11 protein-coding genes are annotated in these 14069 nt (G+C 38.4%); 8 read left to right on the top strand and 3 right to left on the bottom strand.

Features of this window, described 5'->3' with window-relative positions; all coding sequences use genetic code 11:
• The first annotated feature begins 3 nt into the window (after positions 1–3).
• The 8 genes from ISU00_RS02770 (at position 4) to ISU00_RS02735 (ending at position 10776) form a co-directional block, all read left to right on the top strand.
• Positions 4–1470, top strand: a complete 1467-nt coding sequence (locus ISU00_RS02770; protein WP_228852514.1) for a glutamate synthase subunit beta — start codon at positions 4–6, stop codon at positions 1468–1470.
• A gap of 374 nt (positions 1471–1844) precedes the next feature.
• Entirely contained in the window at positions 1845–3524 is a 1680-nt protein-coding gene (gene ilvD / locus ISU00_RS02765) for a dihydroxy-acid dehydratase (protein ID WP_228852513.1), read from the top strand.
• 9 nt (positions 3525–3533) lie between these two features.
• Complete coding sequence (ilvB, locus tag ISU00_RS02760) at positions 3534–5267, top strand: biosynthetic-type acetolactate synthase large subunit (protein WP_228852512.1); 1734 nt, start codon at positions 3534–3536, stop codon at positions 5265–5267.
• Position 5268: 1 nt separating this feature from the next.
• On the top strand, positions 5269–5799 hold the full coding sequence (gene ilvN, locus ISU00_RS02755; protein ID WP_228852511.1) for an acetolactate synthase small subunit: 531 nt from the start codon (positions 5269–5271) through the stop codon (positions 5797–5799).
• A 12-nt stretch (positions 5800–5811) separates the two neighbouring features.
• Positions 5812–7308 carry a ketol-acid reductoisomerase gene (gene ilvC / locus ISU00_RS02750; protein ID WP_228852510.1) on the top strand — a complete coding sequence of 499 codons (1497 nt, stop codon included), beginning with the start codon at positions 5812–5814 and terminating at the stop codon, positions 7306–7308.
• A gap of 5 nt (positions 7309–7313) precedes the next feature.
• A complete protein-coding gene (ilvA, locus tag ISU00_RS02745) occupies positions 7314–8576 on the top strand; it encodes a threonine ammonia-lyase (protein WP_228852509.1) in 1263 nt (420 codons plus the stop codon).
• A gap of 33 nt (positions 8577–8609) precedes the next feature.
• On the top strand, positions 8610–10202 hold the full coding sequence (locus ISU00_RS02740) for an NADP-dependent glyceraldehyde-3-phosphate dehydrogenase (RefSeq protein WP_228852508.1): 1593 nt from the start codon (positions 8610–8612) through the stop codon (positions 10200–10202).
• Between the two features lie 55 nt (positions 10203–10257).
• Positions 10258–10776: a plastocyanin/azurin family copper-binding protein gene (locus ISU00_RS02735; RefSeq protein WP_228852507.1), complete on the top strand. Its 519-nt coding sequence runs from the start codon at positions 10258–10260 to the stop codon at positions 10774–10776.
• Positions 10777–10779: 3 nt separating this feature from the next.
• On the opposite strand, the gene ISU00_RS02730 is transcribed toward ISU00_RS02735, so the two are convergent.
• The 3 genes from ISU00_RS02730 to ISU00_RS02720 are packed head-to-tail and all read right to left on the bottom strand — an operon-like array spanning position 10780 to position 14008.
• Positions 10780–11700: a hydroxypyruvate isomerase family protein gene (locus ISU00_RS02730; RefSeq protein ID WP_228852506.1), complete on the bottom strand. Its 921-nt coding sequence runs from the start codon at positions 11698–11700 to the stop codon at positions 10780–10782.
• A 15-nt stretch (positions 11701–11715) separates the two neighbouring features.
• Positions 11716–12282, bottom strand: a complete 567-nt coding sequence (locus ISU00_RS02725) for a gluconate 2-dehydrogenase subunit 3 family protein (protein ID WP_228852505.1) — start codon at positions 12280–12282, stop codon at positions 11716–11718.
• 10 nt (positions 12283–12292) lie between these two features.
• Positions 12293–14008, bottom strand: coding sequence for a GMC oxidoreductase (locus tag ISU00_RS02720; protein WP_228852504.1), 1716 nt, complete (start codon positions 14006–14008; stop codon positions 12293–12295).
• Between the last annotated feature and the right edge of the window lie 61 nt (positions 14009–14069).

The raw sequence follows: 14069 nt of genomic DNA, 5'->3' as shown, positions 1-14069 counted from the left end.
GACATGGGAAAAATCACAGGATTTTTAGAGTACGAAAGAGAAATTGAAAGTTATAAGCCAGTCGACGACCGGTTAAAAAATTATAAGGAATTTACAGTTCCTATGCCAGAAGATGCCTTGAAGAATCAAGGTGCTAGGTGTATGGATTGCGGAATCCCATTTTGTCATAGTGGATGCCCGCTGGGGAATTTAATTCCAGATTTTAATGATAAGGTTTATAAGGGGAAATGGGAAGAGGCTGCAAGAATATTGCATTCCACCAACAATTTTCCAGAGTTTACGGGAAGACTTTGTCCGGCGCCATGTGAGGAGGCTTGCGTATTGGGCATTAATGAAGATCCAGTAACAATTGAAAATATCGAAAAGAACATTGTCGAACAAGCCTTTAAGAATGGGTGGATAAAACCAAATCCACCAGAAAAAAGAACGGGTAAAAAAGTTGCTGTTGTCGGTTCGGGTCCGTCTGGTTTGGCGGCATCACAACAATTAAATCGAGCAGGGCATAAAGTGACTGTTTTTGAAAGAGATGAAAAAGTTGGAGGATTGTTGAGGTATGGGATCCCGGATTTTAAAATGGAAAAACATGTAATAGATCGACGCGTTGAAATTCTTGAGCAGGAAGGAATTGAATTTATGACTAATGCTCATGTTGGCGAAAATGTCTCTTCCAAAGAAATTTACGAGGGATTCGATGCTGTATTATTGTGTGGTGGTGCTACTGTTAGACGTGGAATTCCTATTGAGGGAGCAGATCTAAAAGGTGTATATCAGGCCATGGATTTCCTTAAGCAGAATAATCAGCGTGTGGATGGTAAAGAAAAGTTTGAGGAAGTTATAATGGCAACTGATAAGAACGTTATCGTAATTGGAGGTGGAGATACAGGTTCAGACTGTATAGGAACATCCAATCGACATGGCGCCGCATCGGTTGTTAACTTTGAAATTCTTCCCAAGCCAACTGAAGGAAGACCTGCTGACCAACCTTGGCCATATTGGCCAATGCGACTAAGAACAAGTTCCAGTCATAAGGAAGGAGTAGAGCGTTTTTTTAGTATTTCAACTAAGCGGTTTATAGGAAATGATAAAGGTGAGTTAACCGGATTAGAAACTGTTGAAGTTGAATGGATAATGAAACCTGGTGAACGTCCACAATTGAAGGAAATTCCGGATTCTTCAAAAACCTGGGATTGCGATTTGGCCTTACTTGCGCTAGGTTTCACTGGTGCAGAACGCACTTTAGTTGATCAATTCGGATTGGAAACTGATTTTAGAACAAACATCAGTGCTAGTATCAAGGATTATAAAACCAATGTTCCTAAGGTTTTTGCTGCCGGAGATATTAGAAGGGGTCAATCGTTGATTGTCTGGGCAATTTCTGAAGGACGACAGGCAGCGCACCACGTTGATAAATTTTTAATGGGAGAAAGTCAATTACCATTGAAAGACTCGAACGATCTACCAAGGGTTTAATAATTTAAAATTCTGTTTTGCAACTAAAATTTTATTTACCACTTTTGTCGCAATTGAAATTAAATCAAGTCATTATTAGCATTATTGTAGTCGTCGCTTCGGTGGGTCGATAGGGAATGCTAATGTAATGCTGTAATAATACATTTAAGGCCTTCCCAATTGGGGAGGCTTTTTTTATCTATTTATTTGGACAATTGAACATCATATATATTGAAATCTAAAATCCTGTAAATCAAATAGTTGAATAAAAACAGAATATTGTGAGTTTAAGGTGTTATATGCAGATTCATATTTAGACAATAACGCTTACTGTAAATTAGTTTTTTCTTAGCAGTAATAGGGCTTAGACGTATTTGATGAACGAGTAAATTTTAATGAAAGAGCTTAATAAATTTAGTAAAACGGTAACCCAAGATCCTACACAACCTGCGGCGCAAGCTATGCTTCATGCTATTGGGTTGACGTCGGAAGATTTGGAGAAACCGCTTATAGGTATTGCCAGTACAGGTTATGAAGGCAATCCATGTAATATGCACTTAAATGATCTGGCCCGCTTGGTAAAAGAGGGTACGGAGAATGAATCACTAATAGGTTTAATCTTTAACACCATTGGAGTAAGCGATGGTATTTCTATGGGAACGCCAGGAATGAGATATTCATTGCCTTCCAGGGATATCATCGCGGATTCAATGGAAACTGTAGTTCAGGCTATGAGCTATGATGGGTTGGTTACGGTCGTTGGCTGTGATAAAAATATGCCTGGAGCATTAATGGCTATGATAAGATTAAATAGACCTTCAATCTTGGTATATGGTGGGACCATAGATTCTGGTTGCCATAATGGAAAAAAACTGGATGTAGTTTCTGCTTTTGAAGCCTGGGGAAGTAAAGTTGCTGGAACGATGACTGAGATCGAGTTTCAGCATATCGTTGAAAAAGCTTGTCCCGGAGCAGGGGCTTGTGGTGGAATGTACACAGCAAACACAATGGCGTCTGCTATTGAAGCCCTTGGGATGTCATTGCCTTTCAATTCTTCTAATCCGGCTACCGGTAAGGAGAAGTTAAAAGAATCCATTCGTGCTGGTGAGGCAATGAGGTTGCTTTTAGAAAAAGACATCAAACCATCGGATATCATTACCAGAAAGTCTTTGGAAAATGCTATTCGCCTAGTGACAATTTTAGGAGGTTCCACAAATGCGGTTCTTCACTTTTTGGCTATTGCAAGAGCTGCAAATATCGATTTTACGCTGGCAGATTTCCAGAAAATTAGTGATAACACACCATTTTTGGCAGATTTAAAGCCTAGTGGTCAATATTTAATGGAAGATGTTCATGCCATTGGTGGAATTCCAGCGGTTTTAAAATATCTTTTAAGAAAAGGGTTGCTACATGGAGATTGTCTAACTGTTACGGGAAAATCCCTTGCTGAAAATCTTCTAGATGTGGATGATTTGCCCAAAGACCAAGATGTAATAAAAAGTATTGATAATCCTATTAAACCGACAGGCCATTTAAGGATGTTATATGGTAACCTTGCGGAAGAAGGTAGTGTGGCAAAAATTACTGGAAAAGAAGGGCTTCGATTTGAAGGGAAAGCCAAAGTCTTTAATAGCGAATTTGAAGCCAATGACGGAATAAAAAATGGGATGGTCGAAAAAGGGGATGTTGTAGTAATACGGTATGAAGGTCCAAAAGGTGGTCCGGGGATGCCTGAAATGTTAAAGCCTACTGCAGCGATTATGGGTGCGGGTCTAGGTAAAGAAGTTGCCCTAATTACTGATGGACGTTTTTCAGGTGGTACCCATGGATTTGTGGTGGGACATATTACACCTGAAGCTCAGGATGGAGGAGCTATTGCATTGGTTGAAAATGGGGATACCATCGTTATTGATGCTGAAAAAAATGAAATCAGTGTTTTAGTTGAAAATTCTGTTTTACAAGAAAGAAAGTCTAAGTGGAAAGCCCCTGAATTAAAGTTTAAAAGGGGTGTACTATACAAATATGCACGTTCGGTAAGCTCAGCTTCAAAAGGCTGTGTTACTGATGAATTTTAATATCACTTTATGCATACGCAAACATTAAAAAAGGAGAAAAGCGAATCAGTAAAGTCTGAGAGAATTACTGGTAGCGAGGCTATAATTAGATGTCTTCTCGCCGAAGGGGTTAATACCCTTTATGGGTATCCAGGAGGAGCAATTATGCCAGTATATGATGAATTGTATAAGTATCAGGATAAGATACACCATGTATTGACGCGCCATGAGCAAGGAGCCGTACATGCTGCCCAAGGGTTTGCGCGAATATCAGGAAAAGTTGGTGTAGCTATGGCTACCTCAGGTCCTGGTGCTACCAATTTGGTTACCGGAATTGCCGATGCTCAAATTGATAGTACCCCTGTCGTTTGTATTACAGGGCAGGTTGCTTCCCATCTATTAGGAAGTGATGCGTTTCAAGAAACCGATATTGTTGGTATCTCAACACCTGTAACAAAGTGGAATCATCAAATTACAAAGGCTTCAGAAATTCCAGAAGTTTTCGCAAAGGCATTTTATATTGCTAAAAGTGGAAGACCTGGACCCGTATTGATTGATATTACAAAAGACGCCCAGTTTGAGGAGTTCGATTTTGAATATCAAAAATGCACTGGAGTTAGAAGCTATAAGCCTTATCCAAAAGTAGATGAAAAATCCCTTAAAGAGGCAGCTGAATTAATTAACAAAGCCAAAAAACCAATGGTTGTTTGGGGGCAAGGAGTAATTTTGGGTAAAGCCGAAGAAGAATTTAAAGCTTTTATTGAAAAAGCAGGGTTGCCATCAGCATGGACTATATTAGGAGCTTCGGCAATACCGAACTCCCATCCTCTTAATGTTGGAATGGTAGGAATGCATGGTAATTATGCGCCTAACCTTCTCACTAACCAATGCGATGTTCTTATTGCTATAGGTATGCGTTTTGACGACCGTGTTACCGGGAATTTGCAAACTTATGCTAAACAGGCAAAGATTATTCACTTTGAAATTGATCCTGCTGAAGTAAATAAGAATGTTATGGTTGACACTCCCGTACTGGGAGATGTAAAAGTTACCCTTAGTGAAATTATGCCGATGCTTAATGAAAATTCTCATGACGGTTGGAGAGCAGAGTTTCAAAGGCTGTATGATATAGAATTCAAAAAAATTATTGAACATGATTTATACCCCACAAAAGATGGGTTAACCATGGGGGAGGTTCTGAAGGAAGTTAACCTTCAAACCAGGGGTATGGCTGCAATTGTATCTGATGTTGGTCAACACCAAATGATTGCGTGTAGGTATGCGAATTTCAATGTTTCAAAAAGCAACATTACTTCTGGAGGTTTAGGGACCATGGGCTTTGCTCTTCCTGCTGCTATAGGCGCCAAAATGGGTGCGCCAGAGAGAGAGGTTGTTGCAATTATTGGCGACGGTGGATATCAAATGACAATTCAAGAGTTGGGCACAATCTTCCAAACAAAAGTTCCAGTGAAGATATTGGTGCTTAACAATGAATTTTTAGGAATGGTTAGACAGTGGCAACAATTGTTCTTTGACAAGAGATATGCATCCACTGAAATGATTAATCCAGATTTTGTTACAATTGCCAAAGGTTATCATATACCAGCTCAAAAGGTTACTAAACGCGAAGATTTAACCGCTGCCGTTAAAGAGATGATAGAATGTGAAGGGCCTTACTTTTTGGAGGTAGCCGTGGAAAAAGAAGACAATGTTTTTCCAATGATTCCTTCAGGTGCTTCTGTTTCAGATATTAGATTAGAGTAAAATGAATAACGAGATAAAACCATTTACGGTATCGGTTTATACCGAAAATAGCATAGGGCTATTAAATAGGATTTCTGCTATTTTTCAAAGAAGACATATAAATATTGAAAGTATTAATACTTCAGTTTCTGAAATACCTGGGGTTTCAAGATTTACCATTTTGGTTGAAGTAACCGAAGAGCAGATCAAAAAAATCATCGGTCAAATTGAAAAACAAGTAGAGGTGATAAAGGCTTATTATCATACAGATGAGCAAACCATTTATCAGGAATCTTGTATGATAAAGATAAAATCCTCAGTATTGTTAGAAAACCAAAAAGTGCAAAATCTAATTAAAGATAATGGCGCCCGGATTGTTACTGCTAATAAGGAGTTTTTTGTAATTGAAAAGTCTGGAAGAAAGAGTGAAATAGACCAACTCTATCGTGATTTATCACATTACGGAATTATGCAATTTGTTCGGTCCGGGAGAATTGCTATAACAAAAGATGAAATGAAAATAACTGAAATGCTCAGTGCATTTTACCAATAAACCAAATATAAAATGGCAAATTATTTTAATACACTAACACTAAGAGAACAATTAGATCAGCTTTCAAAATGTCGATTTATGGAGTCCTCTGAATTTTCAGAAGGAGTTAAAGCATTGGAAGGAAAGAAAATAGTAATTGTAGGCTGTGGAGCGCAGGGATTGAACCAAGGGCTTAATATGAGAGACTCAGGTCTTGATATTTCATACGCTTTAAGGAATGCTGCGATTGAAGAAAAACGTGCATCGTATAAAAATGCAACATCCAACCATTTTGAGGTGGGTACTTATGAAGAATTGATTCCAGAGGCTGATTTGGTTTTAAACCTAACACCAGATAAACAGCACTCAGATGTTATAAAGGCCGTAATGCCATTGATGAAACAAGGGGCTACACTTTCTTATTCGCATGGTTTTAATATTGTGGAAGAAGGTACGCAAATTAGAAAAGATCTTACCGTAATAATGGTTGCGCCAAAATGTCCTGGAACGGAAGTAAGGGAAGAATACAAAAGAGGATTTGGTGTGCCAACCCTAATTGCAGTTCACCCAGAAAATGACCCAGAAGGAAAAGGTCTTGAACAAGCAAAGGCTTATGCAGTAGCCACTGGTGGTGATAGAGCTGGTGTGTTAGAGTCTTCATTCGTTGCTGAGGTGAAGTCTGATTTAATGGGTGAGCAAACTATTTTATGTGGTGTGCTTCAAACCGCTTCAATTTTATTGTTTGATAAGATGGCAGAAAAAGGTATAGACAAACCATATGCAGCTAGATTGATTCAATACGGTTGGGAAACTATTACAGAAGCCCTTAAGCATGGGGGTATAACAAATATGATGGACCGTTTGGACAACCCATCAAAAATTAAGGCATACGAGCTTTCAGAAGAATTGAAAGAAATATTGAAGCCATTGTTTCAAAAGCATATGGATGATATTATGTCTGGCCATTTCTCAACAACGATGATGGAAGATTGGGGCAATGATGATGTGAACCTTTTAAAATGGAGAGCTGCAACTGCGGAGACAGATTTTGAAAAGACCGATGCTGCTCCATCCATTCCTGAGCAAGAATATTTCGATCATGGCGTTCTAATGGTAGCCTTTGTAAGAGCTGGAGTAGAATTGGCCTTCGAAACAATGGTAGAATCTGGAATAATTGAAGAGTCTGCTTATTACGAATCACTTCACGAATTGCCATTAATTGCCAATACCGTTGCGAGAAAAAAGCTTTACGAAATGAACCGTGTTATTTCTGATACAGCTGAATACGGATGTTACTTATTTGATCATGCTGCCAAGCCTTTGTTGAAAGACTTTATGGCTAAAATTGATACAGATGTAATCGGAAAGAAATTCAGCAAGTCTAATGAAGTAGATAATAAAACTTTAATTGATGTAAATGAAGAAATTAGAACTCACCTAATTGAAGAAGTTGGAAAGGAGTTGAGATCTGCCATGACAGCAATGAAGGTAATAAAGACTTCAGCCGATTCCGAGGCTGTATTAGCATAAGATAAATGGATGTAAAAACAATGTATCTTCCAACAATTGAAGCTGTTAAAGATGCTGCTGAACGCTTAAAAGATGTGGCTGTGAAAACGCCATTGTCTCCTAACTTAAATTATTCAAAAGCTTTCAAAAGCAATATTTATTTCAAAAGGGAAGATTTACAATTGGTAAGATCCTATAAAATTAGAGGAGCCTTTAATAAAATTTCCTCTCTTTCACCTGAAGATCTTCAAAATGGAATTGTATGCGCCAGTGCCGGTAATCATGCACAAGGGGTGGCGCTTTCATGTAAACTAAAGAAAATTAAAGGCACTATTTATATGCCAACACCTACACCTGTTCAAAAAATTGAACAGGTGAAGATGTTTGGTGAAGAATACACCGATATTGTATTGCAAGGAGACACTTATGATGATGCTTACAATGCGGCAATCAGCGAATGTAAACGTTTAAATAAAACGTTTATTCATCCTTTTAATGACGAAAAAGTAATTGAAGGACAGGCCACTATTGGTTTGGAAATTTTAGAGCAGGCAAATTTTCCTGTTGATTATGTGTTTATCCCTGTGGGTGGTGGTGGTTTGGCTTCTGGTCTTTCCACTGTATTTAAGCATCTCTCGCCAGAAACAAAAATTATCGGGGTTGAACCCTTAGGGGCACCTTCCATGTCTGAATCCATCAAAAAGCAATCTTTGGTGGAATTGGCAAGCATTGAGAATTTTGTTGACGGTGCCGCGGTTAAAAAAGTTGGGGCACTCACATTTCCGATTTGTGATAGGAATTTGGACGGGATGATAACCGTTCATGAAGGGAAAATATGTCAAGTTATTCTCGATCTTTACAATAGGGATGCTGTCGTAGTTGAGCCTGCCGGGGCATTGAGTATTGCCGCCCTGCACAAATTTGAAGACGAAATTGCAGGTAAAAATGTGGTATGCGTTGTTAGTGGAAGTAATAATGATATTACGCGGACTCCTGAAATTAAGGAACGTGCCTTGTTATATGGCAACCTTAAACATTATTTTATTGTAAAGTTTCCTCAAAGGGCGGGTGCGCTAAGAGAGTTTGTTGTTGACATCCTTGGTCCTACGGACGACATAACACATTTTGAGTATACAAAAAAAACTAATCGAGTAAATGGTGCTGCAGTTGTAGGGGTGGAATTACGATCGCCAGACGATCTCCATCCTTTAATGACCCGAATGAAAAAACATAATTTTTTCGGAGATTATTTAAATGATAAACCGGAGTTATTCCAATTCCTGGTTTAGATCTAACCAAGCATTCCAATAAAAAACACATAAATGACTACCACTTTTAAAGAAATTCCTGAAGCGTATCGAATTACAAAATTGGTGGAACAGGACACCTATTTAATAAATGGAGAGCTTGTGCCGTGGAAAGGAGCCACTTCCGAAGTTTATTCAACAATTTCTTCCACGGAGGACTATGCCCCAACTTTGTTGGGTACAATTCCAACCTTAGGTGAAACAGAGGCCCTTCAAGCTATGGATTCTGCTTGTGATGCATACGCTAAGGGGCAAGGTTTATGGCCAACTATGAAAGTTGCGCAAAGGGTAGCTTGTATGCAGCGATTTGTTGAGCAAATGAAAACTAAACGGGAAGAAGTGGTAAAATTGTTGATGTGGGAAATTGGAAAAAACCTCCCTGATTCCCAAAAAGAATTTGACAGAACCGTTGATTATATTTATGATACTATAGAGGAGTATAAACAAATAGATCGAGATTCGGCTAAGTTTGAAAAGGAAGATGGTGTTTATGCACATATCCGTAGAGGTCCATTAGGTGTGGTGTTATGTTTGGGTCCTTATAATTATCCTTTAAATGAGACCTTTGCACTACTAATCCCAGCTTTAATGATGGGTAATACGGCAGTTTTCAAACCTGCAAAACATGGTGTCCTATTATTGACCCCTCTTTTAGAGGCATTTAGAAATAGTTTTCCCCCAGGTGTGGTGAATATTTTATATGGGAGGGGAAGAACTGTAGCTACCCCGATAATGAAAACCGGTAGAGTTGATGTTTTGGCTTTAATTGGTAACAGTACATCCGCTAATGCACTCCAAAATAACCATCCAAAAAGTAATAGGTTACGACTTGTGCTAGGTTTAGAGGCAAAAAATCCAGCAATCGTCTTAAATGATGCAGACTTGGATTTGGCTATTAGTGAATGTATTTCAGGCACACTTTCGTTTAATGGGCAGCGATGTACAGCGCTAAAAATATTATATGTTCATAATGATATTGTAGAGGAATTTAATAAGCGTTTTACCAAGGCAGTTGATGGGATGAAATTCGGAAATCCTTGGGAGGATGGCGTAAAGTTGACACCACTTCCAGAACCAGGTAAATCCGATTATATCCAAGAATTAATTGATGACGCTTTGGCAAAAGGGGCAAAAATATTGAATGAAAAAGGTGGTGAGAGATATGATAATTTTATTTTTCCTGCCGTTTTATATCCCGTTACTAAAGACATGCGAGTTTTTCAGGAAGAGCAATTCGGCCCTGTAATTCCGATTGTTCCTTTTGAGGATATTGACGAGCCGCTAGATGATATGGCCGATTCTAATTATGGCCAGCAGGTTAGTTTATTTGGTAAGGATGTTAAAACCTTAGCTCCGCTTATTGATACCTTGGTAAATTTAGTGTGCAGGGTGAATTTAAATAGCTCCTGCCAAAGAGGTCCAGATGTCTATCCGTTTACAGGAAGAAAAGATAGTGCCGTAGCCACTCTTAGTGTTCATGATGCATTGCGTTCTTTTTCTATTAGAACCTTTGTTGCTTCCAAGGACAATGAATACAACAATGCTATCTTAAATAATCTTTTAGATAGTAAGGAGTCAAATTTTATCAGTACAGATTATATTTTATAATTCCGGTTTATAATTTGGGGAGGTTTTGTTATCTTCCAATCCTAATTCAATTACAATGAAAATTCGAGCCATTATTTACCTTTTCTTAATTTCTATAGTTTTTTATAACTGTGGTGAGGACAAGAAAAAAGAAGAAAAACCTTCTATTAAACTAGAGACAAAAACTGAAGATAATGCTTCAAAATCAGATCCTAATGTTGCTGATTTAACAATTACTGGTGATGACATGATGAAGTATAACAAAAATGAATTACGAGCAAAGGCCGGTCAAAAAGTAAAGATCACCCTTCGTCATATTGGTAAATTGGATAAACAAGTTATGGGTCACAATGTGGTGATCCTAAACCAAGGCGTGAATCCGGAAGATTTTGCCGCCAGGGCTGCAACAGCTAGAGATACGGATTATATTCCAGCAGGAAGTGAAAATGAAATTCTTGCACATACAGGTTTAATTGGTGGTGGCCAAACTACCAATGTTGAATTTGTTGCCCCATCTGAGCCAGGAGAATATGAATTTCTTTGCAGTTTTCCAGGCCACTTTGCAATGATGAGAGGTAAATTTATTGTTGAATAAATCCTAACTGAATTGGCTTACGTTTCGGTAGGCCTTTATTACAAGTTTTTCGCCTTCTTGGTTTGGTATGGAATTTCCATGTTCCATTCCTAGAATTCCTTTATATCCTTTATTTTGGATATGCTTAAAAACATTTAAATAATTGATTTCACCTGTAGTTGGTTCTTTTCTACCTGGGTTATCACCAATTTGAAAGTAGGCAATTTCGTCCCAATAGGAATCTATGTTTGGGATTAAATTGCCTTCTGTAATTTGTTGGTGGTATATATCAAAGAGGATTTTGCAGCTAGGGGAATTAACGGCTTTGCAAATTTCATATGCCTGAGAGGATTTGCTCAAAAACATACCTGGATGGTCCCTAAAATTTAATGGTTCTAATACCATAACCAAATTATGAGGCTCTAAAATTTCACAGGCTCTTCTTAATATGCTTATTACATTGGACGTCTGATGGCCCATTTCTTTACCAAGGTCTAAATGTCCAGGAACTACAGTCATCCACCTAGCGCCACATCGCTTTGCAACTTCTACAGAAGATTTAATGCTAGCTAAGAATTCATCAATAAACTCTTTTTTTCCAGAGGTAAGGGTAGGTTCATTCCAATATATTTTATGAGCCACAAATACCCCCATTCGCATTTTAAGGGAATTAAGGAGTTGGCCCAGGATTTTTTGGTCGTCAATTGATCTTTTGGCCATATCATTGTCTTCGAACGAACGAAAACCTTTATCAGCCATAAATTTAATTTGGTCTATTAGACTAGAGCCTGCAGAATGCTGAAACATATTTGGGTGAGGAGCAAAATCCATTGAAAAAGGATCGCTATTTTCATTTTGATTAGGTTGGGTGAATCCCTTGGTGCCTAGTAATGAACTAGCTGAAATCGCCAAAACCCCATTTTTCAAAAACTTCCGTCTAATCACAGTGGTATAAGTAAATTAAAGAGACCAAGATTTACCTTTTGTAAGTTCCTGTAAATCTCCGCAAAAATATCCCCCCGGTATGGGATCGTAAGCCAGAACATTTTCCCCAACTTGTTCGGAAATGCGATACGCACTAATACTCATGTTTCTCAAGCGGTTCAAAGTGTTAGAAAGAACTGAGCTTTGCGAACGATCAAAATGCATTTCATTATCAAGGGTGGTTTTATAGTTTTCTGCTGAAATTTTTGATAAATCTTCATTAAAAGTAGTTTTAAGGTGATTAGCTAATTCATCCATCCCTGCTTTAAATTCTTCCTGTTCCTCTACCGTGTATATTTCATTGACATATTTGTCGATAAACTCAGCTACGTTTACATCATTAGCACTAGGAGTTTCTTGGGTTTTGGGAAGAAACACATCAACTATACCTTTAAGAATAATTCCATGGTCTTGGTTTAGAAATGCAGGTTGCCAATATTCGACCTCAGTTTTACAGCTTTGTAATAAGGAAAAAATAGAAGGACTTGCAATTACAAATCCTGTTGTTAAACCTAAATTTTTTAAAACTTCTCTTCTTTTCATTTCTAATATCTTAAAGATTCATCTTTTTTAATTCACTAACTGCATGGTCGGCTGCCCTAGCAGTAAAAGCCATATATCCTAATGAAGGGTTATGGCAGGCAGCTGAGGTCATAAAGGCTCCATCCGTAACATAGACATTTTTGCAAGCATGGACCTGATTGAATTTATTCAATACGGAAGTTTTTGGATCCTTACCCATACGAGCTGTTCCCATTTCATGGATACCGAGCCCCAAACCACCTATGTTGTCATACTCAGATATATTTTTGAATCCAGCTTTCTCTAGCATTTCTGCTGCTTGGGCTTTCATGTCTTTGCGCATCGCAAGTTCGTTCTCTCCAAAATCAGCATCGAAAGTAACGGTTGGTAACCCCCAATCATCTAATTTTTCATAATTTAAATACATACGATTATTGTGGTTTGGTAGCACTTCACCAAAACCGGTCATTCCCATTCGCCATTCTCCTGGATGCAATATGGCTTCCTTCAATTCTGGGCCATATTTTAATTCACTTACAATTTCCGAAATACTACCACGAGAAGCGCCTCCTTGATAACCATATCCTCTAATAAAGTCGGTACGATCCGTGTCACCACCAATATTTCTAAATCTTGGGATGTAGACTCCATTTGCCCTACGACCTTTTACGTATTTATCTTCAAATCCGGAAATAGATCCTGAGGCACCGACCCCTAAGTGGTGATCCATAATATTATGTCCAAGTTCACCACTATCATTCCCTAATCCGTTAGGAAAACGATCAGACTTGGATTGCATAAGTATGGAGGCGGATGCAATTGCAGATGCGCATAGAAAGATAACCTTAGCGTGGTATTCAAATTCATCTTTTGTTTCTGCATCGATTACACGTACACCTTTTGCTTTTTGAGTTTCATTGTCAAAAATTATTTCATGAACAATTGAATATGGACGCATGGTCATATTTCCCGTTGCATCAGCCGCAGGTAAGGTTGAGGAATTGCTACTAAAATAAGCGCCATAAGGACAACCTCTCATACAACGGTCTCGATATTGGCAAGTGCTTCTTCCTAAACCGGGTTTAGTTCCTTCCGTAATATGCGCAGTTCTCCCAATGGTCATTACCCTATCTGTATAATTGGCAGTTAAGGCTTTTTTAAAGTGCTCTTCAACACAGTTTAGATTCATTGGCTTAAGAAATTTACCGTCAGGTAATTGTTTTAATCCTAAATTTTCACCGCTAACACCAATATATTCTTCAACATAATCGTACCAAGGCTTAATTTCGGCATATCGCAAAGGCCAATCAACAGCGATGCCGTCCTTCGCATTTGCTTCAAAATCGATATCGCTTAACCGATAACTTTGCCTCCCCCATACCAAGGAGCGACCACCAACCTGATACCCACGCATCCAATCGAAGCGTCTATCTTCATTATATGGATGTTTTAAATCGTCTACAAAGAAATGCTGATGGGCTTCGTTGGTTGTATATCCAGTTCTATGTTGCTTAAATTTCCTAAGTTTAGTTTCTCTGGTAGGAGCACCGCCGTTTGGAAGATCCCACGGATCCATCATCGCCGTAGGATAGTCTTTCTGATGGGTTATCATTCGGCCTCGGTCAAGCACCAAAGTCTTTAATCCTTTTTCACACAGTTCTTTAGCGGCCCATCCGCCAGATATGCCCGTTCCTACTACTATGGCATCGTATTTTTCATTGTTCTCTTGTAGATATTTTTTATTCATCCTTAGGGTAAATTTGTAATCGCTTTCGAAAATATTTTTTACATTGCCTACTAAAGTAATA

The sequence above is a fragment of the Aegicerativicinus sediminis genome (assembly GCF_015476115.1).
In the GTDB taxonomy this organism is placed as follows: domain Bacteria; phylum Bacteroidota; class Bacteroidia; order Flavobacteriales; family Flavobacteriaceae; genus Aegicerativicinus; species Aegicerativicinus sediminis.
This window is presented reverse-complemented; position numbering and strand designations above follow the sequence as displayed.

Bases quoted from the DNA above. Each gene is read 5' to 3' on its own strand.
- ilvB (WP_228852512.1), top strand. From the start codon at position 3,534: ATGCATACGCAAACATTAAAAAAGGAGAAAAGCGAATCAGTAAAGTCT.
- ilvN (WP_228852511.1), top strand. From the start codon at position 5,269: ATGAATAACGAGATAAAACCATTTACGGTATCGGTTTATACCGAAAAT.
- ISU00_RS02770 (WP_228852514.1), top strand. From the start codon at position 4: ATGGGAAAAATCACAGGATTTTTAGAGTACGAAAGAGAAATTGAAAGT.
- ilvA (WP_228852509.1), top strand. From the start codon at position 7,314: ATGGATGTAAAAACAATGTATCTTCCAACAATTGAAGCTGTTAAAGAT.
- ilvD (WP_228852513.1), top strand. From the start codon at position 1,845: ATGAAAGAGCTTAATAAATTTAGTAAAACGGTAACCCAAGATCCTACA.
- ISU00_RS02720 (WP_228852504.1), bottom strand. From the start codon at position 14,008: ATGAATAAAAAATATCTACAAGAGAACAATGAAAAATACGATGCCATA.
- ISU00_RS02735 (WP_228852507.1), top strand. From the start codon at position 10,258: ATGAAAATTCGAGCCATTATTTACCTTTTCTTAATTTCTATAGTTTTT.
- ISU00_RS02725 (WP_228852505.1), bottom strand. From the start codon at position 12,282: ATGAAAAGAAGAGAAGTTTTAAAAAATTTAGGTTTAACAACAGGATTT.
- ISU00_RS02740 (WP_228852508.1), top strand. From the start codon at position 8,610: ATGACTACCACTTTTAAAGAAATTCCTGAAGCGTATCGAATTACAAAA.
- ilvC (WP_228852510.1), top strand. From the start codon at position 5,812: ATGGCAAATTATTTTAATACACTAACACTAAGAGAACAATTAGATCAG.